This is a genomic window from Okeania sp., assembly GCF_983059655.1.
This window is the reverse complement of record NZ_CEZPJD010000026.1, coordinates 1-25,393: the sequence shown is the minus strand read 5'-3', so window position 1 is coordinate 25,393 and position 25,393 is coordinate 1. Positions and strand designations below refer to the sequence as shown.

17 protein-coding genes and 2 pseudogenes are annotated in these 25,393 nt (G+C 36.3%); 9 read left to right on the top strand and 10 right to left on the bottom strand.

Annotation, left to right across the window (positions count from 1 at the left end; all coding sequences use genetic code 11):
* On the bottom strand, positions 1-905 hold a 905-nt coding region (locus AC3DU7_RS03310), incomplete at its 3' end, for an ATP adenylyltransferase family protein (RefSeq protein WP_488037942.1).
* 389 nt (positions 906-1,294) lie between these two features.
* A complete protein-coding gene (locus AC3DU7_RS03305) occupies positions 1,295-1,558 on the bottom strand; it encodes a hypothetical protein (RefSeq protein ID WP_488037941.1) in 264 nt (87 codons plus the stop codon).
* 809 nt (positions 1,559-2,367) lie between these two features.
* Here AC3DU7_RS03305 and AC3DU7_RS03300 point away from each other — a divergent pair.
* Both AC3DU7_RS03300 and AC3DU7_RS03295 read left to right on the top strand, forming a co-directional pair.
* On the top strand, positions 2,368-2,496 hold the full coding sequence (locus tag AC3DU7_RS03300) for a hypothetical protein (RefSeq protein ID WP_488037940.1): 129 nt from the start codon (positions 2,368-2,370) through the stop codon (positions 2,494-2,496).
* Between the two features lie 517 nt (positions 2,497-3,013).
* On the top strand, positions 3,014-3,919 hold the full coding sequence (locus AC3DU7_RS03295; protein ID WP_488037939.1) for a vitamin K epoxide reductase family protein: 906 nt from the start codon (positions 3,014-3,016) through the stop codon (positions 3,917-3,919).
* 235 nt (positions 3,920-4,154) lie between these two features.
* Here AC3DU7_RS03295 and AC3DU7_RS03290 read toward each other — a convergent pair whose 3' ends face one another.
* Complete coding sequence (locus AC3DU7_RS03290; protein ID WP_488037938.1) at positions 4,155-5,879, bottom strand: choice-of-anchor I family protein; 1,725 nt, start codon at positions 5,877-5,879, stop codon at positions 4,155-4,157.
* A 1,033-nt stretch (positions 5,880-6,912) separates the two neighbouring features.
* Here AC3DU7_RS03290 and AC3DU7_RS03285 point away from each other — a divergent pair.
* Complete coding sequence (locus AC3DU7_RS03285; RefSeq protein ID WP_488037937.1) at positions 6,913-7,845, top strand: phosphate/phosphite/phosphonate ABC transporter substrate-binding protein; 933 nt, start codon at positions 6,913-6,915, stop codon at positions 7,843-7,845.
* A 5-nt stretch (positions 7,846-7,850) separates the two neighbouring features.
* Positions 7,851-9,821, top strand: a complete 1,971-nt coding sequence (locus tag AC3DU7_RS03280) for an ATP-binding protein (RefSeq protein ID WP_488037936.1) — start codon at positions 7,851-7,853, stop codon at positions 9,819-9,821.
* 449 nt (positions 9,822-10,270) lie between these two features.
* Here the strand turns inward: AC3DU7_RS03280 and AC3DU7_RS03275 are convergent.
* The 3 genes and pseudogenes from AC3DU7_RS03275 to AC3DU7_RS03265 form a co-directional block, all read right to left on the bottom strand.
* Positions 10,271-11,347 (bottom strand): annotated as a pseudogene (locus AC3DU7_RS03275) (IS630 family transposase).
* Between the two features lie 188 nt (positions 11,348-11,535).
* Positions 11,536-13,896, bottom strand: a complete 2,361-nt coding sequence (locus tag AC3DU7_RS03270) for a chemotaxis protein CheW (protein ID WP_488037935.1) — start codon at positions 13,894-13,896, stop codon at positions 11,536-11,538.
* 179 nt (positions 13,897-14,075) lie between these two features.
* Positions 14,076-14,273, bottom strand: a pseudogene (locus AC3DU7_RS03265) (zinc ribbon domain-containing protein); the annotation flags it as partial.
* A gap of 168 nt (positions 14,274-14,441) precedes the next feature.
* On the opposite strand from AC3DU7_RS03265, the gene AC3DU7_RS03260 reads away from it, so the two are divergent.
* Positions 14,442-14,813: a response regulator gene (locus AC3DU7_RS03260; RefSeq protein ID WP_488037934.1), complete on the top strand. Its 372-nt coding sequence runs from the start codon at positions 14,442-14,444 to the stop codon at positions 14,811-14,813.
* A gap of 1 nt (position 14,814) precedes the next feature.
* Positions 14,815-15,408: a chemotaxis protein CheC gene (locus tag AC3DU7_RS03255; protein ID WP_488037933.1), complete on the top strand. Its 594-nt coding sequence runs from the start codon at positions 14,815-14,817 to the stop codon at positions 15,406-15,408.
* Positions 15,409-15,666: 258 nt separating this feature from the next.
* Here AC3DU7_RS03255 and AC3DU7_RS03250 read toward each other — a convergent pair whose 3' ends face one another.
* The 4 genes from AC3DU7_RS03250 to AC3DU7_RS03235 form a co-directional block, all read right to left on the bottom strand.
* Positions 15,667-16,878 carry a sensor histidine kinase gene (locus tag AC3DU7_RS03250; RefSeq protein WP_488037932.1) on the bottom strand — a complete coding sequence of 404 codons (1,212 nt, stop codon included), beginning with the start codon at positions 16,876-16,878 and terminating at the stop codon, positions 15,667-15,669.
* A 933-nt stretch (positions 16,879-17,811) separates the two neighbouring features.
* A complete protein-coding gene (locus tag AC3DU7_RS03245) occupies positions 17,812-18,246 on the bottom strand; it encodes a response regulator (protein WP_488037931.1) in 435 nt (144 codons plus the stop codon).
* A 270-nt stretch (positions 18,247-18,516) separates the two neighbouring features.
* Positions 18,517-19,653: a PAS domain-containing sensor histidine kinase gene (locus AC3DU7_RS03240; RefSeq protein ID WP_488037930.1), complete on the bottom strand. Its 1,137-nt coding sequence runs from the start codon at positions 19,651-19,653 to the stop codon at positions 18,517-18,519.
* A 283-nt stretch (positions 19,654-19,936) separates the two neighbouring features.
* A complete protein-coding gene (locus AC3DU7_RS03235; protein WP_488037929.1) occupies positions 19,937-20,905 on the bottom strand; it encodes a hypothetical protein in 969 nt (322 codons plus the stop codon).
* Between the two features lie 864 nt (positions 20,906-21,769).
* On the opposite strand from AC3DU7_RS03235, the gene AC3DU7_RS03230 reads away from it, so the two are divergent.
* From AC3DU7_RS03230 to AC3DU7_RS03220, 3 genes are all read left to right on the top strand, one after another.
* A complete protein-coding gene (locus tag AC3DU7_RS03230) occupies positions 21,770-22,828 on the top strand; it encodes a protein-glutamate methylesterase/protein-glutamine glutaminase (protein ID WP_488037928.1) in 1,059 nt (352 codons plus the stop codon).
* Between the two features lie 658 nt (positions 22,829-23,486).
* The gene (locus AC3DU7_RS03225) at positions 23,487-24,311 is read left to right on the top strand and encodes a CheR family methyltransferase (protein WP_488037927.1); all 825 of its coding nucleotides are present in this window, start codon (positions 23,487-23,489) and stop codon (positions 24,309-24,311) included.
* Between the two features lie 272 nt (positions 24,312-24,583).
* The coding region (locus tag AC3DU7_RS03220; RefSeq protein ID WP_488037926.1) for an RNA-guided endonuclease InsQ/TnpB family protein at positions 24,584-25,393 on the top strand (810 nt) is incomplete at its 3' end.

Genomic DNA, 25,393 nt, shown 5'->3' with positions numbered 1-25,393 from the left:
GCCACATCACGAAGAATATTTAAAGGTTTATGCTCCTTAATAATTTTCATCTGTTGCTGATTTTTTACTAATAAAGCACCCGCAAAACCTAAACTATTAACAGAAATAGACTGAAAACTCTCATGCGATCGCGACACAATTAACATCCATTCTCGCGTCATCAAAAGATTATAATCACCAGACTGTTTCCCACTCATCTCATCACCATCTTCTATCCCCACAGCTTTGAGTAAAGCAAAATAAGATGCCAAAATTTCACTAGCAAAGTCAACAGGGGAATTTATCCAACCAGAATCTAATTTAGCCAAAGCGTGTCGAAAAGGAAACTCAGACGTAACACCTATACCATTATCAAAGGTAGCAGTAGCGATCGCTCTTTCTATGGGTATTCTCTCTCCATCCAAAACCATTGGCAGAGGTATCATTTGTAAATGTTTATGACGTTGACTCGCACCTGCGGTTTTCCCAGCGTTGTAAAATGCCAAACCATCAAATTCTCCCATACAGCAACCCAAAGCCTGAAAGTCTTGCAAATTAAGCAAATTTTCTTGTTCCTCAAACTCTCTAGTCACAATAAGTAGATGATTATCTACAACGTTATACTTATTCAACAAACACAAATGAGTTTTAGAGATATCGGCAACAAATAAATCCTGCTCATAAGGTAGAAAGGGGTTAAAATCTTTGCCAGTCTCAGCTTTGTTTTTTTTCTGCTGTTTTTTGGCTTCATCTTTCCGGGATAAATTAGACAAAATGCGTACTAGGAAGCGAATATTATTCTGTTGCACAAACTCGTATTCAGTAGGTATAGGTTGAAGTGCACCACATTTTAGAGCATATTCAGTTTGTTGTTTCAGTTTTTCCCAGAGATTGCCCGGTGTAAGTAACAGTTGATTTTGGGACATAGATAGTTTGGATATTATAGTCATCAATCATCATACTACTGATAACTGAAACAGGCACACTACAATTCGACAAAAAAAAGACTAAAGTCTTTATATGTCAATGCTTTTAGATTAGATCGGTAAGCCCTAATTAGTTAGTAGAAAACCTTCTGCCTTCTGCCTTCTTCCCTGTTCCTTCCGCTATATAAGTCAAAAAAAAAGTCCCCTCTGGAAACAGGGAACTCCTATAAATAGCAACTACTCTTAGAGCTTGATTTCAGTATTTACCACACTAAAATGAAAGTTTTTGTTTGGATGTTCACTAACTTTATCGCTTAAGCTTTACCTAATTTTAAAGCTCAAAAGCAATAGAGTTATTAGGAATTTTAGTTTCTAGAAAAACTATCACATTAATCCCCAAGTACTTCTTCACAAAATAAGCTACTTGAATCAAAACTTTTACCTTCTCTATTTGCTCTAGCTTCTTTACTTTCTAGGATGCTGGCAACTGAACTTTTAGCAAGAGAACGAGTTGTTGCACTGGCACTTTCATTAACCCAATCATTTGCGCCAACTTTATATCTAAAATCACATTCATACTGATCATTAGCTGATCCTGCTTGTAAGAAAATACCGAGAGAAGCTAGTGCAGATAGGATTAAGTACCTTTTCATTATAAATGATCTCCTGTAATTCGGTTTACTTGCTGGATAGTTAGTTACTATCTATATTCTTTTTATATCTCTAAGTTCAGATCATTTATTGTTAACTACTATACTTTTTGCTATTTTTTTTCTCATTTTATGAGCGATTTTTGATTTGTTTAAGTATAAATTCTCAATCAAAACATGGTCATTATTAATATTAGTTTATGCTGTCTCAATATCAATAAAAATTAATAAAAAAAATCAATCTTTATGATATAATTATTCTTGATTTTTTGCTGCGATTATGTAAGTAAAATTTTACAGTTATCTACTTAAATTGTCAAGAGAATAATATGACTATTCCTCAAAAAAAAATATGTCTGCAAATATGCAAAATAAGTAAACATTTAAGTTGCTATTTAGAAGGAAAGTAAATAAGTATTAATTGTGGACAAACAGAGCAATAAAAGGAGAAAAACTATTACAATCGGACTTAGTATGAGCTTTTAACGGCAATTTTCAAAATGATAAAAAGCAAAAATAAAAAGTTTTGCCAGTAAAAATTTACAAAATTAAGTCGATCGTGTATAATTGAATATGTAGCTATTCAATCTTTAACTCTACAAAAAATTGATGTTATGGTGCCACGCACTAGGGAATAGGGAATAGTAAACTGTCAAAGGATTTTTCCTGCGGAAAAGCTCTGCTAAGAATATGTAGAAATGTCCTAACCTTAATGCATAGCGCTATAAGTCCTAAAACAGCCATCGAAGCATAAAGCATATAGTTCTTGATCTAATAGTAAGTTAGTAAACTTTTGACAACTGATAATTAAAATGACCTTCAGCAAGCTTGCTCATAAAGAACAAAAAGCGCGATCGCTGACTTTTTATTTTTATGGAGTAGGCAAGCGATCGCCTTTTTTTGTGGCAGATTTTGGTAGAGAAAAATTTTCCACTACATAGCAAGTTGGTGTTGGTAATTTGAGATATGATATCAAATCCGTTTAATTCGGTATAAAAAAATATTCCATCTTCACCCAGAGCGGAAAAAAATTTGAGTTCTCTTCCCTTCTGTTTGCGGAGCATTCCGTAGGAAATTCACCGATTCTGATTCACTATCTTATTACACCGATGCTACCGGACTTGAGATGATATCATATTAGAATTAAGATAGGGATAAAACTCCGTGTCGCTAAAAACTTTCTTCTTTGGCCATCAACACATTTTGAAAAGTCAGATAAAATTATTTACTATGAAACTTTATATTTGACTGTCCAGTTAATCGGAAAGTCATTGAAGAAGGCAGAAGGCAGAAGGCAGAAGGCAGAAGGCAGAAAAAAAAATTGCTTATAGTCTTCGACATGCCACTCCGTGTCTTATAGCCCCAAACAATTTTAAGTACTCCCGTTGACAGTGGAGTATTAAACCCGCAAAAGAAAAGATAACATGAAAAAAAACTGTACTAAACAAGGAGGCAGAAATGCGTAGTAAACGGTCTAAACCCTGGATTCATCGTAATTCACGTTTTATTATTGCTGGTATTTCAACAGTAGGGGCAATAATTACAGCCTATCTCGCTATAGAAAAATTCATGGGAGGAGTCGTGACTTGTCCTGTGGGTGGTTGCGATAAAGTACTTGAAAGTCCTTATGCTATGATTTTTGGTTTACCTCTAGCTCTATTTGGCTTTATAGCTTATGCTGGCATGGGAACAATGGCGATCGGTCCTTGGGTAATTAACCCAGATTCTCAGAAGGAGTTACGCTCAAAACTAGAAAACTGGAGTTGGTTATTGATGTTTGTGGGTGGTGTATCCATGACTATCTTCAGTAGCTATTTAATGTACATCATGGCATTTGAGATTAAATCTCTGTGTTTTTATTGCATCGGTTCGGCTATTTGTTCTGTAGCTCTATTTGTTTTAGCATTAATCGGTCGTGACTGGGAAGATGTTGGGCAATTAATCTTTACCGCTATTATTGTTGGAATGGTTACTCTTGTAGGAACATTTGCGGTTTATGCTCCAATTCATAGCCCTGTTGCTGACAAGCAAGATATTTATGCAGTTACAACTACTTCGACTCCGGCAAAAATTGCTTTAGCAGAACATCTGACAGAAATGGGAGCAAAAATGTATGGTGCTTATTGGTGCGGTCACTGTCAAGACCAAAAGCAGTTGTTTGGTAAAGAAGCTGTTAGTAAACTTAATTATATTGAGTGCGATCCTAAAGGCAAAAACCCTCAACAAAGCTCATGTATCGCATCCAACATTACCGCATATCCGACTTGGAAAATTAATGGTCAGTCTTACGAAGGTACAGTTTCTTTAGAGAATTTAGCAAAATACTCTGGTTATCAAGGTCCAGCTAATTTTAATAATCTATAATATAAATGAAGGCAGAAGGCAGAAGGCAGAGGACAGAAGGAACATTTTGATAGAGTTTTATACCCTTGTTCCCTTTGTTCACGAGCAGAGGTCAAGACTCAGAATTCCCTTTCCTAGATCATGCTGCACAAACAGCATAGCTACCTCTAGCCCTCTGCCTTTCCTGATAAGCGTAGGGACGTTCCATGGAACGTCCCTACAGAAGATTTGATTAACATTGATTATCTAAGCATCATCAAAAGACAGAATTTTCTTTAGTAGTTTTGTTCTTACGCTTCAACAATAACTGTCCTGCGCCTCCGAATACCAACAAACCAAAAATTGTACTTGGTTCAGGTACAGAATTAATTTCATAAATAGTAGTTGTACCACTAACTTCATTAGCCACTACTAACAAAGCTGTACCATTGGGACTATCTTCTGCACTAATAAATGTTAATCCCTCTGGCCCTAAATCGCCAGCAGTACCATTTTCGGGATCTCCTTGGAAGTCACGATTATTTGTGTAGCTAACAAACTTAGGAGCTAATGGATTACTAACATCGTAGGTCATAAAGCCACCAATCCTTTCTAAACCAATAAAGGCTAAAGTACGATTGCCTATTATACCAATAGTTATACCTTCAGGTTCTGGGCCTTTATTATCACTCCGATTATCAAAGGAATCATTTTCATCATTATTGGAGTTGAAGAATTCAGGAAATAATTTAGCCGTTATCTGTTCCAAATCATCCCCACTGTCAAAAACCAAATTTCCTACTTCATCCCAAATAGAGAAGGAACGACTACCAAAAGCATATAGTTCATCAAAGTCACCATCACCATCTGTATCACCCAGGGTATTTGTAATTTCCAAACGCCCTATAGTCTCATCTTGCTGGAGTATGTCAGCATTTGGGAAAGCATTTGGATCTAGATCCTCATCTGCCACTTCTGTTTCTTCATCTAACCCATCATAGTCACGGCTATCACCCTCATTGGCTGTCACCAGGTAAGTTTTTCCCCCCACTGTATAGCTAGCAATTTCATCTGGTTGATACATCCCAAATACAGGATAATTATCAATATTAACTACACCATCTCGATCGCTACCATCTATCCCATTACCAGGTAGGCTATGATCCTTAAAACCAAGGGCAACAATATCTGTAAATGTAGCTGTTTCTATATCGAGTATACCTATAGCATTATTTTCTTGTAATGTTACCCAAGCTGTTGTTCCATCTTCAGAAATAGCGATCGCCTCTGGCTCCAAATCTTGGGCTACTGTTGAACCAGGGCCAAATACTCTTACACCTTCTGCTCGTAGTTGATCTACTTGAGCGTTAAAAGCCTGGAAACCTGCAAAAGTTACATCACTCTGAGTAATATTTCCTACGCCATTAGACATATCGATGATACTAACAGAGCCTTCTAGATCTACATCTCCTTCTTCATAACCTTCTGGCTCGGCTTCATTGGCCACGAGTAGCTTAGTGCCATCTTGTGTAAAAGTCAGCATATCGGGTAAAGCACCCACTATTACTCGATTTAAGAGACTGCCATCTTTATCAAAGAATAAAACTTCTCCAGGGTCTGTGATTGTATCATTTTCAACAGCAACGGCAAATAGATCGTTACTATAAGCAACACTATTGACACCACCAAAATTACCCAATAGACTTAAATCTATACTAAAATCCAGTTCTGGAGTTTCGGGATTATTGATATTCAAAACATCTATTGCCAGTGAGTCGTCGTTAACAACAAAAAGCCTTTCACTATTTGGATCGAAGGCTGTTATTCTTGCCGCACTCTCATCAAATACGCCTGTAGCATAAGTACCTACTGGTGTAAAACTCAAACCCATAGCTGTACTTGGTGCTGCCATCAAGGCGATCGCCATACTTGATGGTAAAGTTACTTCAATAATTTTTCCTAATACATGAGTATGTTTAATTTTATCCCGATTGTTTTTCATTGATTATGTATCTCCTAATTAAATGTATTTTTGCAATTATTCAGGTATCTTCTACATAAGTTTTTTTTCAACCATGTTATGGTTGTTTTCAGGGCTAGTATTTTTAGGACAAAGAGAATGTATAAAATTTTTTAATATACATTTTCCTGCCTTAATTACTGGTAATTTTTTCAATATTGCTAAAGTTTAATCAGCTAAGATGTATTTATTTTGGTAATACAGGAGAAATTGCTCAAGAGAATGCTTAATAGGAAGAGTTTTTTCAGTTATCAACCTTAATAATTCAATATTCATATACTCAATTTAAATCCTAAACAAGCTTACTACTTTGTAAAAACACTTAAACTATATATGTATATGAAATTTCAATAATATAATAATCTCTATGAACATTTTCACTGAGTTAACAGTATTGTGATACAAAATTTATGTGACGTTCCACAGAATGATGAAATTTGTTAACTCGTCTTTCTTCATCTACAGTTAACTCTGATTAACATATTATTCTATGCAACTTAATTATGAATTTGGTATGAGTAAAAAATACTATTCTGATTTAGACTCTATCAATAATTGCATTACTACTTATAAATATGCAATAGTTATGAGTAAACTTCATCAAATCTTCATATATTGTTGATTAATTTGAAGTAGCTATTTTGAGTGGCTATTTACAAAGTAATAATAGTTGTATGAGGTCGGCATAAAGATCGGCTCTAATACATCTGGCTTACAGCCCTCCAAGAATCTTGCTAGGATAGATAAATATCTGTGATGTTTTCAAAAAAGTGACAATCAAGATCCCTAACTAAGATTGATGGCCAAATACTCAACAAAATCACTCAAGTGTTCAAGTTTAGTAACTAGACTAATCATTGGCAATTACAGAACTAATACTATACCTAATATGTACTTTCCCTGGCCAAATATGGATAGACCTATGAAAAAATTACCTGATTAAAGCTTTTGTTCGTGAATTTATTTGAGTTACAACTGTAAAGTTACAACTATAAATAATGGAGAAGTGGAGAAAATGTTACGCAGGCTTTTTGTGAAACTATCACTCTTTGGCATGGTCATGGCCTTAGTCAGCTCTAGCTTAAAATCATCAGCATTAAACCCAAAGCTGTTAGCTAGCACTCCAGACCCAAGCACAATAGTTATTGCTGATATTTCTAATAATCCTTCCAAAAAGATTAAACGCTATCAACCTTTAGCAGACTACTTGGCAGAAAGACTAGGCCAATTTGGAGTCAAAGCAGGGGATGTCGAAATAGCTTCTGACTTACAAGAAATGGCCAACTCACTTACTTCAGGAGAAGTAGATATTTATTTTGACAGTCCTTATCCAGCAATGATTGTGAGCGATCGCTCTAATGCCAAACCAATTCTACGTCGTTGGAAAGGTGGTGTTCCAGATTATCATACTGTCATTTTTACCATGAAGGATCGTGGGATTGAATCCTTAGAGGATCTAAAAGGAAAGATAATTGGTTTTGATGAAATTAGCTCTACCTCAGGTTATATGTTGCCTACTTCTTTGCTAATAGAAAATGATTTAAATCCTCAAGAGAAGAGATCGGCTAGTTCAACAGTATCCGCTGATGAAGTAGGATTTGTTTTTACTGATGATGATGAAAATACTATCCAATGGGTAATTAGTAGAAAAGTTGCTGCTGGTGCAGTTGACATCGGTACTTTTATGGAGATTCCGGAAGTAAACCGAGAAGCAATGATGGTTTTAGTAGAAAGTGAAAAAGTAGCTCGTCATATAGTTTTAGTTAGACCTGATATGAAACCGGAAATGCTTGAGGCCATCAAAACTATTTTAACTGAAATGGATCGAACGGCAGAGGGAAGAGAAGTGTTGAAGAAGTTTGAAAAGACAGCCAAATTCGATGATTTTCCTCCAGAATCAAGTATAGAAAGAATGCGAGAACTGTATGAACTGGTTCAAAACAGGTAAATTAGATGGGCTTATTCAGGATTGGACAAGGATCGCTAGCCACCAAGTTAACGCTAGCCATGACAGGTTTAGTAGTCATGGTAGTGGCCGGTGTCACTTGGCTATCTGTTCACCGTCAGCAACAAAATTTTCGTACTGAATTGCAAAAACAGGCGGAAATCTTACTCAATACTATATCTATAACAGTTCGAGATTCTCTCTACAGGCTAGATGCTGATTTTATGGAAGAAATCATGGAGCAGCTTGGAGAAGATCGAGTATTAGCGGCAGGCCGTATTTACGAAAAAGAAGGAAGAATAGTTGCTGATGCTTATGGTGAAGATGTTTTGGTTTACAATATCAAACCCGATCCTTTTGGCTTGCGTTTACTAGAAAGCGATGAAACAATTTTTGAGTGGGGGTCTACTCAACTCCTTGCTGGTAAGGCAGTAGTTATTGGGCGGAAAAGACTGGGAGCTGTGAGTGTAGGTTTATCTACAACTCCTTTAAATCAAAAAATTGCTGCTGTGCGTAATCAAGGTCTGATAGTAGCAGCTGTGGCTGCTACTGCAGGGACTTTTCTGGCATTGTTAATTAGTCGCTCTATTACTGAACCTCTACAGGAAATGACTGTAGTTACTAAACGTTTTGCCTCTGGAGACCTAACTCAAAAGATGGAGATTTGTACCGGAGATGAATTAGCTGTATTGGCAAAGTCTTTTAATAGTATGACTTATCAACTTAGAGAGCTAATTCATAACAAAGAGGAGCTAATTCGTAGTTTAAAACAAAGAGCAGAAGATTTACGTCAAAGCGAGGATAAAAATAGAACGCTGCTTGATGCTATTCCAGATGTAATTTTCCGATTCAGCAAAAATGGGGTTTTTCTCTACTATAAACCTTCTAGAAAAAATTATTTACCCTGGTCTAGTGATGAATTAATCGGTAAAAAAGTTTCCGAAGTTTTACCAGAAAATGCTGCAAAACAATATTTAGAATATCTTGAGGAAGCACTACAAACAGGAGATATTCAAATATTTGAATATGAGTGGTTTGTTCATGGAAAACGCCATCATTTTGAAGCCAGAATATTGGCAAGTGGTCAAAATGAAGTTTTAGCTATTGTTAGAGATATTACAGAAAGTAAGTTAGCTAGTATAGAGTTGCAACAAGCAAAAGAAGCTGCAGAAGGTGCTAACAAAGCCAAAAGTAGCTTTCTTGCTAGTATGAGCCATGAGTTGAGAACACCTCTTAACGCTATTATTGGCTATAGCGATCTACTACGAGAAGATGCTGAAGATTTAGGCTATGAAGAATTTATTCCAGATCTGGAGCAAATTAAAAACTCTGGTTTACATCTGCTAACAATTATTCAAGATATCCTAGATATTTCTAAGGTAGAATCAGGTGAGATGACCATATATGAAGAAGAATTTGATATCTTGACTTTAATCAAAGAAGTCCAAAGCATTGTACAACCACTGATTAAGAAAAATGGTAACTCTTTTGAGATGCATTGTAGTAGTGAAATTGGAACTATGGTTTCTGACCGAACAAAAATTAAGCAAGTTGTAATTAACTTATTGAGTAATGCTAGCAAGTTTACTCACGAAGGTATCATCACTTTAAAAGTAGTTCGGAAACACAGTATAGATCATAATGGAAATGGTAGTAGCACATTGGAAGTAGATTCGGCTAATATTTCAGATAATCAGACATTAAATCAGATAATTTTTAGTGTAACGGATACTGGCATAGGTATGACTCCAGAGCAGATTGAAAAGGTATTTCAGCCTTTTGTACAAGCTGATAACTCTACTACTCGTAAGTACGGTGGAACTGGTTTGGGGTTGTCTATCTGTCAAAAATTTTGTGAAATGATGGGTGGAAAAATTACGGTAGAAAGCTCTGTTGATGTTGGCTCTACTTTTAGTATACATATACCAACTGTTGTCACACTAAAAACTGACCATATTTTAAGTTCAGAATTATCTTGAAAAAGGCAAAAGGCAAAAGGCAGAAGGCAGAAGGGAAGGAAAGATTAGAAAGGAAAAGTTTTTTTGATCGCTAGACATCTCCAATAATAAAAAATAAAATCAATTATCGTACATAAATTATCAATTATTTCCTCTCCTGGGAGTGGTTAGGGGTGGGTTCCCTACTGCCTACTGCCTACTGTCTCTTTTCTGGAAATGCTTAATATAGCAGAAGAAAGAAGGAAGAAGGAAAAGTATTAATTTGTCTGAGTTTTAAGCTTTTTATCTGTCCTAATCTTTGCTTCGACTGCTATAGTAAAAAATAAAATCAATGATCGTGCATAAATTATTAATTATATCATGTTCGGATGATCACTTATAATAAAGTCAGAATCATTACAGTAGAGATATTCAGATGTTATGGCCGAAAGAATTGCGCTAGCCAACTACCTTTATGTTCTGACGAGGGTTTATAACTGAACAGCCCTAGTTTGAGGCCACCAATGGAAACAAGTTAGTCCTTGTATTAAATCATGCTGTTTCATTAATTGTTGACACCGAAAGACTAATAGTTCTTCAAGTTCATCTAAAGAAAGAGGAGAGCTATTGGCCACAACTTCATTAGTTAAAGGCCACAAACGTTCTGCTGGTTGTAGTTCTGGTGATTTAGCAGGTAAATAGATTAAATCCAAACCCTCTGGTATCTTCAAACTATGACTGGTATGCCAACCGGCTTGATCGATGACCAGCAGAACTCTTTTATTCTTCCCAAGACCATATTCAGTGGCAAAATCATCTAAAACTTGATTAAATATTCTTGTGTTGAGATGGGGTAGAATCCACCAATAGGTTTCTCCTGATTCTGGGTGTACAAACCCATACAACCACATCCATTTATATTTTTGTCTCACAGACAGAGGCAATTGGTTGCTCTCATAAAAGGAACCCAAACTCGACGCAATACCGGATGAAGCCCAAGACGATGCTCGTCCATTCCCCAAACTTCAATTTCAGCCTCTGGGTATCGAGCGCAGAAGTTACTTAACTTTCAAATCCAGTTTTTTTTCCAATTTTCTGGTTCGAGTGGGTCAGATTCACCATGTTCAGGCCGAGGAACACGTAAGCGATCGGGTCATTTGTTTGAGATATTCCCATCCTCGATACCGACTTACCTGTTTTCCAGTCAGTTCACTTAACCAATCGGCTACTTTACGACCGTTCCACAATCCACCATCCGGTGATTTTTCATAGAGCACTTGCCACAGTTGAGCTTGTTGTAAATCTGTTAATATTGCCTCCTGTCCCCGGTTGTGACGGCGCCCGTCTCCCAAACCTTTTGTGCCCCATTGGTTGTAGCGTTTAACTAACTGATAAATCCAAGTTCTACTGTAACCCGTGACTTGGGCCACTTCTAGTGGTGTTTTTCCTCTCACCAATAACCAAATTATTTGGTAATGGGTACGTTCGGTGACATTTGTGGCCTGGCGATCATGAACCAGCAACTCTTGAGCACTTAGGTAGTTTGCGTTGGCGGAGCCTAGCGGCAGCTATATCGCAATTCGTTTGGCCATAACATCTGAAGATCTCTACTATAATGATTTTGACTTTATTATAAGCGATCATCCGAACATGATATTAGTAGAGTACTTACGCAAATACACTATATATAGCCCATACTAATCTAAGCGATCGCTACATAAATTTTGTTTTTGTTTTTCATTTTTCACAGTAATCTCTATTCATTCCTGATTGCTATAGCTATCTTAATCACTTCCTCCACATCCAAAATTTCTGTCACCCTTCCCTGAATAACTGCTGCATAATTAATTCCCTTTTCAGTAGCAGCACCTTTAATCTTAATTTCTTGCTCCACAATATCTAGAATTTGTCCCACTACAAATCCTACGAAATTATCTTCATCCATTGCTACAACCACTACTTGAATAGTTGATAATTCAGAAACATTTTTGCTTTGAGAAGATAATTGATTTCTACCAAGAAGCTCTGATAAATAAATTAAAGGTAAGATTTGTTCTCGATATTGAATCACCTTTTGATTACCAATACGTTCCACAGAAGCAATAGGAAATTCCTCTAAACGAGCAACCCTAGACCTCGTAATAGCCATCCGTCGATTATCAGGTCCAGCAAATAATAATAACATCTCCAATTCATTAGAGGTTTCTTGAAATTCTGCTTGTGCTGCTGTTATGTGAGAATCTTTTTCTTCTGAAATTACATGAACAGTTTCAGCTAATCCCTGAACATCTAAAATTAATGCTACCCTTCCATCTCCCATAATTGTTGCTCCGGCAAAACAAGAAATCCCTTTAAGCTGTTTTCCTAGGGGTTTAACCACAATTTCTTGAGTATCATTAATAGCATCAACTACTAAACCAAAAGACTGATTTGCAGCTTGCAGAACAACAATATTTAGAATATCCAGGTTGTGATTTTGCCCCTTGAGATTTGAACCCTCTAACCAGGGAGTTGCCAGAGGATAACGGTGGGAATGGTTTGCTTCTAATTGTAATGCGTCCTTTAAATATATCAGAGGTAGAAGATGACCCCGCAAACGATAAACAGGGGCACCATGAACCATTTCTACCCCTTTTTTCGCATCTTCCCCTTCCAGACGGACTAATTCTAATAAACTGACTTGGGGGAGGGCATAGCGATCGCCATTAGTTGTAATAATTAAAGTAGGGATAATAGCTAGAGTCAGGGGAATTTTTAATTTAAAAGTAGTTCCTCGATTAACTTGACTGGAAATATCAATAGTGCCACTAATTTTTTCGATGTTGGTTCGGACTACATCCATCCCCACCCCACGCCCTGAAACATTAGTGACTTGTTGAGCAGTAGAAAATCCTGGAATAAAAATCAGGTTTAATGCCTCATTTGGAGTTAAACGGGATGCTTGCTCATTAGTAATAAGATGACGTTGCAGAGCTTTCGCTTTAATCTTCTCCACATCAATTCCTGCCCCATCATCCCCAACCTCTATATTGACATAACCACTTTCATGGAATGCTCTTAACCAAAGTCTACCTGTGGGGGGTTTACCTTTATTGCTTCTAATATGTGAGGGTTCAATACCATGATCCACACAGTTACGGACTAAATGGGTTAGAGGAGCAGAAATTGCTTCAATTAAAGTTTTATCCAGCTCTGTTTCTTCCCCTTCCATTTCTAAATTTATTTCTTTACCCAACGACACAGATAAATCTCGCACCACTCTCGGAAATTTACTCCAAATCGTGCGAATTGGCTGCATTCGGGTTTTCATCACCCCTTCTTGCAATTCTGTTGTTACTAAATCTAAACGTTGGGAAGTATCAGCAAAAACAGTATCAGTCTGTTGATTAGTAAATTCCAAGATTTGGTTGCGACATAAGACCAACTCCCCCACCAAATTCATCAATTTATTCAGCAGTTGTACATCTACTCGAATATAACTATCTGAAATATTTGAAGTTGCAGAAATAGTAGATATATCTTCCCATAAATCTGCTGATGAGGGAGACATGGAAGAAGTCTCTGGAATATGGGATAATTGCTCCGTTTCCCCAGGGAGTGGTTGTTCTTCTTGAGAAACTTTCTGTTGAGCATAGCTAACGCTTGACTTTTGAGGCGAATTGTCTGCTTCTTCCAACTGAGGCAAAGGGTTTTCAGGAGGTGAAGAAACCTCTGTTTGGTTTTTTTCAGTCTGTTGTGATGAGATGGTACTTGCCAAACTCTCTTTGAGAGAGTCATAATTATCATCCCCCTCTTCTCCCGTTGCTTCTAGACAGGAGAGAATTTGTTTAATCGCATCAATCACCTGAAGTAAAACACTCGTAATCTGAGGAGTCAAAATAATTAGACCCTCTTCCAAACAGGTCAATAAATTTTCTCCTGCATGAGCTACAGATTGAAGGATATCCAAACCCAAAAATCCACTATTTCCTTTGAGGGTATGAAGCGATCGATAAATACGTTGCATCAATTCAGGATTTGTAGGGTGTTGTTCTAGTTCCACCAAATCACTCTCTAACTGATTGAGAGTTTCGTGACTGTCAACTAGGAACGCTTTAACATCTTCATCTATTTCCATTTCGTTTGAGTGATTGACATTCTCTCCCATTATAATCTCTGATTTAACGGGAGATTCCCAAAACTTACGCCTTGGATTTTCTGTTTTTTAAGCTGCCATCTAGACAATCTTTGACTGTCCCCGATGCATCGCCTCCACAGACATTAACTACGATATGCAAAGGCCGCAGTAAGACCTCGCTAACAAATCACTTGTGCGGCTGCTACATCCCGATTTAATTGAACACCACATTCAAGGCATTTATGAATTCGTTCAGACAAGTTTTTTGGGCCAGTTTTAGCTCCACAATTTGGACAAATTTGTGAGGTATAATTTTTGTCAACTTTGTCAAAATATACCCCACGTTTCCAAGATACCCAAGCTAGAATATTAAAGAACGGTAACAACAATCCTCAAAAATAAGGATGCCCTAACGGTCGTTTATTGGTTGGTTGGCAAAAATTCATCTCCCATTAAATCAGAGATTATAACGGGAGTCCTATGACTTTTATAAGGAAGACGATAAGGTATAATCTAGATTTGGTAATAAGTAGTAAATCGAATTCATGGCCTTAATTTTAATTACAGATGATGCGGCATTTGCCCGTAGGATGATCAAAAAAGCTCTCAAAGAAGACAACCATGAAATTCTAGAAGCTTGTAATGGTAAAGAATGCTTGGAAATGCTTGCCAGTCATGCTCCTGACTGTATTCTCCTTGATTTGTTAATGCCAGAAGTTGATGGTTTTGGGGTGCTAAAAAAACTTCAAGAGGAAGGCTCTAAGATTCCTGTTATTGTATTATCAGCAGATATTCAAGATGCTGCCCGCGCTCAATGTGAAGAATTAGGAGCGTTTACCATGTTACAAAAACCCCCAAAACCTCCTGAAATTAAAGAAGCGATTTCTCAAGCACTAAAAGCAAAAGGTGGAAATTAAAGTGGTAAGTCTGACAGATGAACAACTTGATATCCTGACTGAGTTAATTAATGTTGGTATTGGGCAAGCTGCGAAAATGCTCAACGAAATGATAGAGTTTCGTATCCGTCTACAAGTGCCTTTGTTACAGGTACTATCAGGAGTTGAACTACAGGATGTATTGAGCCAACGTTTAGGAGACGATCCTTTATCTTCAGTACAATTGGATTTTAGTGGGTCTTTTGCTGGTACAGCACAGTTGGTTTTTCCCACGGAAAGTGCAGCTAGTCTAGTTTCTGTCCTCACTGGAGAAGAAGTTGAAAGTCCTGACTTAGATACCCTCAAAATTGGGACATTGACTGAAGTGGGTAATATTGTGATTAATGGCGTGATGGGGTCGATGAGTAATATGTTAGACCAACCAATGCACTATGCTGTTCCTACTTATACTGAGGAAGATATTGAACATCTAGTACCGATGCGAGAACCTAATAATTCTGTTCTTTTAGCCCAGGCAAGATTTGATGTTGAGGAGTTACAACTCAAAGGCGATATTATTCTGTTCTTTAAAGTGGGTTCTTTTCAGGATTTACTCACTGTTATCGAAAATTTTTAATGTGGCTTCATTAATGGATAATGGATAATGGATAATGGATAATTTATTTTATTATTTGGAGATGTCTACTGTAATAATTCAACTTTATTAAGCTATTCATTTCTGAATTCTGAATTAAGCCATTCAATTCTCACTTTTGAATTTTGAATTTTGAATTCTATGAAACCAATGGAGATGTCTATTGTAATAATTCAACTTTATTTCTAAATTCTGAATCCTAAATTAAGCCATTCAATTCTCACTTTTGAATTTTGAATTCTATGAAACCAATGTTTGAGAATAATTAGGAATAGTAAAATAAAAAGTTGAACCTTTTCCAACTTCTGAATTTGCCCAAATTTTACCCCCATGACGTTTAATAATTCGTTGCACAGTTGCCAACCCAATTCCTGTACCTTCAAATTCATTTTTATTATGTAACCGCTCAAAGGGAGTAAAGAGTTTATCTGCATTTTTCATATCAAAACCCACTCCATTATCAGCAACAAAATATACCAACTGTTTTTGAGAAGTTTCCTCACCTTGATTATTTTCTAATTCTTGTGAATCAGGGTTGAAAAAACTTCCCACTTCAATTCTTACTTTTTCTTGTTTTTGGCTATACTTTACAGCATTATTTAATAGATTTTCTAGAACAATATACACAAGATTTTCATCTGCCACTGCCATAATATTAGATTCAACAATAGCTTCTACCTTTTGGTCAGGATATTTCATCTCTAATTGCTGAATAATTTGATTAGCTAATAAACTTAAATTAACTTCACTCAAATAAGCCTTTTGTTTTTCAACATGAGAAAATAACATTAAATCCTGAATCAGTTGATTCATTAGATTACAGCTTCGATTCATCATATCGAGCAATTGTTCGTCTTGAGTATCAAACCGATCTTTATATTTTTCTTGCCAAACAAATAGAATTCCTTTTAAACTGGTTAGAGGATTGCGTAAATCATGGGAAACAGTATAACTAAAAGCTTTTAATTCTTTATTAACCGCCTCTAATTCCTCAGTTCTTTTTTGTAGTTCTTGATTAGTTTTTTCTAATTGTTCTGTGCGTTTTTCCAGTTCTTTTTGTATTATTTTTCGCTCAATTGCATAGCGAATTGATTGAGTTAAAAGCTCAGTTGTTACTTGTCCTTTAACCAGATAATCCTGCGCTCCTTTTCTCACAGCTTCCATAGCTAGTTTCTGATCGTTCATCCCTGTTAAAATCACAACAGGAATATTTGGAGCTTTCTCTTCAATGTTTAAAAGAGTTTCTAATCCTTGACTATCTGGTAAAAGTAAATCTAATAAAATTACATCACAAGTTGCATTTTCTAGATGAGATATAGCTTTTGCTAAATAATCAAAATGACTTACCTGAAAGTTACTAATTTGAGATTCTTTCAAAAGTTGTTGGAGGAAAAAAGCATCTCCTAAATTATCTTCTACAAGAAGAATCGAGATTAACTGCTGGTTCATCATTTATTATCTCTATAGAAATCCTATTTTATTTGTGTATAAAAATCTTACCGTTTTTAGGGAACAGGGAACAGATGGGAGTTTCAGTTTTTTTATCTACTTTTTGATTACCCGCAACTTATTTAGGATTGCGACGTTGCTGATTCTGGGTATGATTTGATAATTTTATATTTTGGATTTTGTATTTTGGATGGTTTGAACTACTTGTTAATATTAACTGTTCCCTCTCTTGGTGCGCATTCCCTCTCTTGGTCGGCGTTCCGCAAGCGAGCTGTCGGCGGCGCGGGGTCCGACCGCTTGCGTCTAGCCTCTTACAGAGGAGCTGCGCTAACGCCGACGCGGGGTCGCACCGCTGTTCCCAGCTCCGGTGTTCCCTGTTCCCTATAAACCTACTTTCATACCTTAATTCAGCAATGCCAGGATTGCTATAGCTTTTTTCGATTGTTTATCATACATCTTTATACCAAGCGTGATAAATGTTTGTTACAAATAGTAGAAGTAAAAAAGAAGGAAAATGGAATAAGCAAGAAGGGGTAAATATTGAAAAAAAGGGAAAAAAGATAGATATAACTATCTAAAATAAACTGGAGCAGCTATTTTTAAGCATATCCGATTAATATCTACCTTTTTGTAGCATTCTTTTTTAAAATTGGTATTAGTCATTTATAGACAAGATAAACTTAAGCAGATATACTTACATTTTGAAATATATTTATTGTAGAAGTAGTTCATTAATGGATAATGGATAATTGATAATTGATAATTAATGAATTCGTCTTTACTTCGTCTTTCAAAAAGAATAAATTAATAGCTGATAGCTGTTAGCAAAGCTCCTCCGGGGAGCGCAGTATTCTGCAGGAAAGGAGGCAAGAGGCTAGCTAACTGCTGTTTGCGAAGCATTCCGTAGGAAATGCTTACTAAAAAATAGTTATAAATTCAAGGAAGTTGCACAAATTTAAACCAAAAGTTTTTTAAAGATTTGATTGTTGCCGTAAATTCTGACAAATCAACTGGTTTAGTCAGATAACAACTAGCATTAAGATAGTAACTTTCAAGAATATCTCTTTCCGATTGGGAAGAGGTTAAAATAACGATAGGAATAGTTTTTAATTCCTCATTTTCTTTAATTTCTCTCAAGACATCAAATCCATGTTTTTTAGGAAGATTCAAATCTAGTATAATTACATTAGGTCGGATAGAATTGCTATAATTTCCTTCTTGATAAAGAAACTTCATAGTTTCTTCGCCATCTGATACCTCAGCTAGTTGACAAGGCAAACCATTTTCATTGAGAGCTGCTTTGATAATAAACACATCTCCTGGATTATCTTCTGCTAAGAGGACATTAACTTCTTTAATTTTTTGAACCATTATTTTAATTACAAAATTGGGCATTAAATCTCTAATATTAGAGTTTTAAAATGTAAGCATTTCCTGCGGAATGCTGCGCAAACAGCTATTAGCTGTCAGCTATCAGCAACAAGATTTTCTCCTTAAAGACAGTGTTTAAATTAACAACTGACTTTAATGGCAAGGGAAGCAACTTTTGTAGTAAGACAATTAAATATTGCTTTTATCCTAAACTAAAAGCAATAGCTGATAGCTGATTGCTGACTGCTGAATGCTTACTTTAAAATACATTTATTCTGACATAGATTGAGGAATAGTAAAATAAAATATTGAACCTTTTCCTAATTCTGACTCTAACCAAATTTTTCCTTGATGACGTTGAGTTATTTTCTGACATATTGCTAATCCAATACCTGTTCCTGGATATTCTTGTCTGGTATGTAACCGTTGAAAAATCAGAAAAATTCGCTCAAAATACTCTTGAGAAATACCAATACCATTATCCTTAATCGAGAATAGCCAATAGCCATCCTCTGAACGAACCCCTATTTCAATATTTGGTTGCTTTTCGCTACGATACTTAATGGCATTATTTAGGATATTTTGAAATAGTTGAACTAATTGAGACTTATCCCCCATGACAGTAGGTAAGGAGTCTCGGCAAATATTGGTATTAGTTTCTTTGAGCAACAACTGAAGATTATTTAACGCTGTATCCAAAACCTCTTCACAATCATTTGACTCAAAGGATTGGCCAAGTCTACCCACCCTTGAGTATACCAGTAAATCCCGGATTAGAGACTGCATTCGGATAGCTCCATCTACCGCAAAATCAATAATTTGATTGGCATCTGCATCTAATTTATCTTTGTAACGTTGGCCTAACATTTGAGTAAAAGTTGTCACCATCCGTAAGGGTTCTTGTAAATCATGAGAAGCAAGATAAGCAAAATTTTCTAATTCAGCATTAGAACGTTCTAATTCTCTTTGTATTGATTTGCGTTTTTTCAGTTCTTCTTGATAAATTTGGATACGATCTGTTAGATCGGTAATATCCTGAATAGACATTAAAGCATAGTAACCATTACCATCATCAGTGGGAATAGCATTAACAGTAGTTTGTTGAATCCTTCTTTGTTCATTGGGAAGGAAAGAAGGAATTAAAGGAGGGTGTAATTGAGGGGAAAAAATAGCAGGAAATCCCCCAGAAAAAACTTGGTGGAAACGACTTTGATATTTAGGTTGTTTGAGGTGAGGAAAAAAGTCTAAAAGACTTTTACCAATGATGTCATTCCTAGAAATTTTTGTCCAATTTTCTAGACAACGATTCCAAAATAGGACAACAAAATCTTGTCGCAGTAGACATAAACCAACAGGAACATGATCGACTAAGTTAAATTGAGTAGTTGCTTTGAGAATTTCGGTCATTTCAGTTATTAGTTATTAGACATCTCCAGAAAAGAGGGAACACCGGAACAGGGAACAGGGAACAGGGAACAGGGAACAGGGCAGAATAATTGATAAGTTATGGATAATAATTGATTTTATTTTTAATTTTTGGAGATGTCTATTAGTCTATCAGTACCTCCGACTGTTTGCGCAGCATTCCGTAGGAAAGCTAGAGGTTTGAAATGCTGAAATTTATTTTTTCATCTTTTTGCCAGGTTATTCAATTTTTGTCCTGTACTTAGCCTATAATTTCTGTAAAAAATTAAGCAACTTGAAAGAAAAGAATAATATCTCCTTTGATTTCATTTTCTTCAGCTGTAAAATGAGCTTGTGCTAAGAGAATAGTCTGAGCAGAAGAGCCGATCGTATTTTCTAAAAGGTGTTCGAGAGTATCTTCTAAATATTGAGGAACAGCGTATTCTAGTTTTTTTGTCATAGCATTACTCATAGTTCCCATAACAGTATTTAAAACCACATTACCTATTTCAGTTAACATCTCCATTTGTGCTTGCTCAAAATCTTCACTACCAGGTTCTTCTCCAGTTAACAATTCTGTGAGAATATTAGCACTATCTGTGAGGAAAAATAATTGAGATGTGCCGGAAAACCCCCCAAAAAATGGTAACTGAGTAACACAAATTTTTTCATTGCCAAAAATTTTAGTTAGTTGTTTGTGTAAGTTTTGATAACTGATAGCTTCCACCTTAGTATCTTGGAAAATAATAGGAAAATCAGTCATTTCATTCAGGGTGACTCCAGCTTTATCAATGGCAATAGCTAAGAGATTTTGCAAAGTTTGAAGACTGAAAATACTTTGCCAACTCTCGTTAGAAGATGAGGCTTGAGTAGAAGGTAAAACAAAAGAATTAGGAGTCTGATTTAACTTTGAAGAAGTATCTTGATTAAGAGCCATGGCAACAAATTCTGCTAATTGATTAGGGGACAGAGAATGTGGTACAACAGTAAAGGCTCCTTGAGGAGTTTCTATATTATCATCAGAAATAGCGATGGCTGGAATTTTGAGCTTTTCTAGGAGAGAAAAAAGTTGTAATTCACTTTGGTCTACCATTTTTTTTTCCAGTAAAGCACAGTCAATAGGATGGACTTCAATTAAGTCTTTTGTATAGTTAACCTCATCTGCTTCAACAACAATATGATCTAATTCTTCGACCATCTTGCGAAGTTTTGTTCTTTCTTGTGGGGATTGATCTGCAATTAGAATTAAAGCCATATTTTGTTTCCATAAGTATTAAATAGAAAATTAGATTCTAGTAGGAGCATCCTGCTCCATTACATTTAAAAAGATTCAATTATTTGCCAGTGGGATTATCTTGCTCTCCGCATGAATATCCTACTCCAGTGCTTGAGCGAGGCACTAAAACTCTCAATACTTCACCCATTAAGTAGACAAATAAGTATTAATACCAATTCACTTTAAAAAAGATGTCAAAAATGTTTTCAAACTATATGAAATAATTTCCTCAAGTTACTGTATTCTCAAAGTTTTAAGCCTATACAATCTTAATGCATGATTTTTGTACAGGTGATTCGCATTTGCCGATCATGACAAACGGAAATCACCCCTACTGGACTGTTTCATCTTAAATAGTGCGTTAGAATTGTCATTGCGTTAGCGTAGCTTTGCGATAGCAAACGACAGTGAACCAATCTAAGCGTAGATTTCCTATTGCATCATTTTAGTTGAAACAGTCCACTACTGACTTTTAGCTTCCGTGAAACTATAATAAGTAATTCCCAGAATTTCCATGCTCATAGGCTGGAGAAAAAATCAAAGTTATCTCAACGTTGGTTGAAGACCCGCCCTCTCCCGTTGGCGGAGGATGGTGGCGGCAGCTATTAGGGGAGCGTCGTATGAGAAAACCAATCAATCTTGCGGTTCTTACAAGGGTATGCTATCCTAATGTAGTTAGGCTGCTGGGCTAGCAGTGTCAGTCTGTGGAGCGACCGTAAGACCAGAAAGAGGTTTGGCCTTGGAGGCAGGTGCTAGGAAGCAGAAAGTCCTGAGCCGCGAGGTTTAGGAATCCCGCCTTGTCGCGTAAGCGCAACGTCGGGAGGATGTCAAGATTGAGTTATTATGCCTAAACTCCGTATTCTCATTGTTGATGATTCGGTAATTGTTCGCCGAATGGTAAATAATGTCCTGTCTGAGTCAGATCGGATAGAAGTAGTAGGCACAGCTCCAAGTGGCCACATCGCTTTAGCAAAGATTCCTCAAGTTAACCCTGACCTCATCATACTTGATGTGGAGATGCCAGAAATAGATGGTTTAGAAACTTTAAGAAGAATTAGACAAACCTATAAGCAACTCCCGGTAATTATGTTTAGTGCTATTACTGAACGAGGGGCAATGGCTACATTGGATGCTCTAACTTTAGGAGCTAATGACTACGTTACTAAACCTGCTAATATGGGCAGCAAAGAGGCTGCTCTTGAATACATCCGAAAACAATTAATTCCTAAAATTCAAGTTTTCTGTGGCCGTGGAGTTAGTTTGCCCAAAGAGTCTTTAGCTCCACCTATTACTTCACAGCAAAGAAAGACTCCCACTCAGCTCTTGTCCTCTAAAGTAGAAATTGTGGCTATTGGGGTTTCTACAGGAGGACCTGAAGCCTTATCTCAGCTTTTACCTAGATTTCCGGCAAATTTGAGGGTTCCTATTGTCATTGTCCAACATATGCCTCCTTTATTTACCACTCGGTTAGCAGAAAGGCTATCTTCTCAATGTCAAATTCCCGTCCATGAAGCGAAAGACGGAGATGTGATTAAATCTGGAGAAGCTTGGATTGCACCAGGGGATTATCATATTGTTTTAGTGAGGGAAGGTACACAGGTTCGCATTCAGACGACACAAACCCCTCCTGAAAATTCCTGTCGTCCGGCGGTGGATGTTTTGTTTCGTTCGGTGGCCAAACTTTATCAAGGGGGTGTACTTGGAGTTGTATTAACAGGTATGGGGCAAGATGGACTGCATGGTTGTGCTTCTATTCGTGAAGTGGGAGGGCAAGTTTTAGTTCAAGATGAAGCTAGTAGTGTGGTCTGGGGAATGCCAGGAATGGTTGCTAATGCGGGACTTGCCGATAAGATTTTGCCTTTAAATAAATTAGCTGAAGAGATTATGGGTAGAATTGATTGATTAGGGAATCGAAAGTAGTAGGTTGGGTTGAGGAATCGAAGCCCAACATTAACAGGACTTACGCACCCAAAAAAGAAACCGGGTTTACTGCCCTAATTATGTTGTTCAAATCGCGCAATTTTCTCGATAAATCCGGTTTCTGCGTAAGTCCTAATTAACATAAATTCTTGGTAAAATTCTCTTGGAATTAGGAAACAGGAAGAAAAATTTCAGCATTTTTATTTCAGCAATTAAGAATTACCTCTTCTTTTTAAGAACAAGATTTACTAAAAGGAATTTTTTTCCTGTTTTTCCACTTAAAAGGAGAGACTTTCAACCTGAATTATTTATATCATGTCGGGTTGAATGGGTTTGGAAACCAAACCCCTACGAATATTTTAGGAAAGCAGAAGGTTTTTTCCATTGTTATCTTAATTTTATAGTAGTTTAACTTCAAGATGAGACGTTTTTTCGTCTGAAACTCCCTCATAGCAAGAAAGCTTTGTCTCAATCTAAAGTTAAATGACTATATATACTAACAATGCTACTGGACTTGATATTATTAATTATTAATTTATGATTGCTATATTATTCTTGATTATTGTTGGGTTGCGCTGTCGCTTAACCCAACCTACAGAATTATAACTATCTCCGCAATTCCTGACTCCCTGCTCTATTTATGTCTATTAATTCTATTGATTTTGAATATATTCGTCAACTTCTTAACAAAAAAACATCGGTTATTTTACCAGATGATAAGGTTTATTTTGTTGAGTCTCGTTTGACACCTATAGCTAGCTCAGAAAAGCTTAATTCTGTGAGTCAATTAATTGCTAAACTGCGGACTTATCCTGGGAATGATTTACATGAACGGGTAATTGAAGCTTTGATGACTACTGAAACATTTTTTTTTCGGGATAATTATCCTTTTGAAGCTCTGCAAAAATTAATCTTACCAGAATTAATAAATAAACGAAAAATCGAACGTTCTCTGAATATTTGGTCTGCTGCTTGTTCCAGTGGTCAAGAGCCTTATAGTATAGCAATTTTATTACAGGAACATTTTCCTGTAATTAACAGTTGGAATGTTTCAATTATTGCCTCTGATATTTCTGAGCAAATGCTAAAATTAGGACGAACTGGACGTTATAATCAGCATCAAATTAATAGAGGATTGTCAGTTCATTTGCGCAATAAATATTTTCAGCAACAGGGAAAGCAATGGGAAATCATTGCAGAAATTCGTCATCAGATAGTATTTCAGCAACTAAATTTATGTAAAACATGGAATAGTTTGCCAAAAATGGACTTGATCTTTTTAAGAAATGTATTAATTTATTTTGATATCAAGACCAAGCAAAATATTCTTTTCCAAGTTCGACAGTTATTAAAACCTGACGGTTATTTATTTCTGGGAGGGGGAGAAACAACGATTAATATTGATGATAATTTTGAAGTAGTTAGGTTTGATAAAGCAATTTGTTATCGCTTGCGGAGTAAGTAATAACTCACGGAGTGACAAGCAAGCTGGAAGATGTATAGAAACCATTTGGTATCTTTTCTATCCAAGGTTATAATTAAGTAGCGATATAGCTGCCGCACTTGCTCCGCCAATGCCAATTATCATAAACAAGAGGGCTATCAACAGTATTAAAATAATTAGACAAAGTGAGACACAATTAGACATTTACTGTGATACACTAGATTTATGTCTAACTTATTAACTATATATGAAACAGCAAAACTGCGCGCTTAGTGCCAACAAAAACAATAATCATGAAATCAATAAAGACTAAACTAAAACTTAATAATCAACAAAAAACAATACTTGCCAAACACGCAGGAGTTGCTCGTCATGCTTATAACTGGGGGTTAGCAACTTGCATAAAAGAGTACGAAGAAACTAAAAAACGCCCAAGCGCTATCACCCTGCATAAACGTTTAGTAGCCGAAGTCAAATCAATTAATCCCTGGTACTATGAGGTATCTAAATGTGCCCCTCAACAAGCATTAAGAGATTTAGAAAGGGCATTTAAAAACTTTTTAACTATTCGGGGACGTGGATTCCCACTCTTCAAGAAAAAAGGAAGAAAAGACAGCTTTTACTTAGAAGGAAGTATTAAGATTTTCCAAGGAAACTACATACAATTACCCAGAATAGGAATAGTAAAAACATACGAAATTTTACCCTCTTACAGAGTAAAAAACGTCACCATCTCGAAAAAAGCAGATAATTGGTACATCAGTTTTAAGTACAATTTTGAATCCTATCTAACAGAAAAAATTGGAGAAACTATAGGTGTAGATATAGGCATAAATACATTAGCAACCTGTTCTGATGGCAGCAAATTTGCTAATGTCAAAGCCTACAGGAAAGCAAAAAAAAGATTAGTTCGTCATCAACGTGCAGTCAGTAAAAAAGTTATTGGCTCCAAAAACAGACGCAAAGCAGTAAAAAAACTAGCAAAAGCACACAAAAAAGCGGATGCGACCCCGCGACGACGTCAGTCGCAAGGGAACGCGCACCAAGCAGTAGCCGATATCAGAGCAGATGCACTACATAAACTCACAACATGGTTAGCTAAA

Bases quoted from the DNA above. Each gene is read 5' to 3' on its own strand.
- AC3DU7_RS03305 (WP_488037941.1), bottom strand. From the start codon at position 1,558: ATGAAAAGGTACTTAATCCTATCTGCACTAGCTTCTCTCGGTATTTTC.
- AC3DU7_RS03240 (WP_488037930.1), bottom strand. From the start codon at position 19,653: ATGACCGAAATTCTCAAAGCAACTACTCAATTTAACTTAGTCGATCAT.
- AC3DU7_RS03270 (WP_488037935.1), bottom strand. From the start codon at position 13,896: ATGGAAATAGATGAAGATGTTAAAGCGTTCCTAGTTGACAGTCACGAA.
- AC3DU7_RS03260 (WP_488037934.1), top strand. From the start codon at position 14,442: ATGGCCTTAATTTTAATTACAGATGATGCGGCATTTGCCCGTAGGATG.
- AC3DU7_RS03280 (WP_488037936.1), top strand. From the start codon at position 7,851: ATGGGCTTATTCAGGATTGGACAAGGATCGCTAGCCACCAAGTTAACG.
- AC3DU7_RS03300 (WP_488037940.1), top strand. From the start codon at position 2,368: ATGACCTTCAGCAAGCTTGCTCATAAAGAACAAAAAGCGCGATCGCTG.
- AC3DU7_RS03285 (WP_488037937.1), top strand. From the start codon at position 6,913: ATGTTACGCAGGCTTTTTGTGAAACTATCACTCTTTGGCATGGTCATG.
- AC3DU7_RS03230 (WP_488037928.1), top strand. From the start codon at position 21,770: ATGCCTAAACTCCGTATTCTCATTGTTGATGATTCGGTAATTGTTCGC.
- AC3DU7_RS03290 (WP_488037938.1), bottom strand. From the start codon at position 5,879: ATGAAAAACAATCGGGATAAAATTAAACATACTCATGTATTAGGAAAA.
- AC3DU7_RS03235 (WP_488037929.1), bottom strand. From the start codon at position 20,905: ATGGCTTTAATTCTAATTGCAGATCAATCCCCACAAGAAAGAACAAAA.
- AC3DU7_RS03245 (WP_488037931.1), bottom strand. From the start codon at position 18,246: ATGGTTCAAAAAATTAAAGAAGTTAATGTCCTCTTAGCAGAAGATAAT.
- AC3DU7_RS03225 (WP_488037927.1), top strand. From the start codon at position 23,487: ATGTCTATTAATTCTATTGATTTTGAATATATTCGTCAACTTCTTAAC.
- AC3DU7_RS03295 (WP_488037939.1), top strand. From the start codon at position 3,014: ATGCGTAGTAAACGGTCTAAACCCTGGATTCATCGTAATTCACGTTTT.
- AC3DU7_RS03250 (WP_488037932.1), bottom strand. From the start codon at position 16,878: ATGATGAACCAGCAGTTAATCTCGATTCTTCTTGTAGAAGATAATTTA.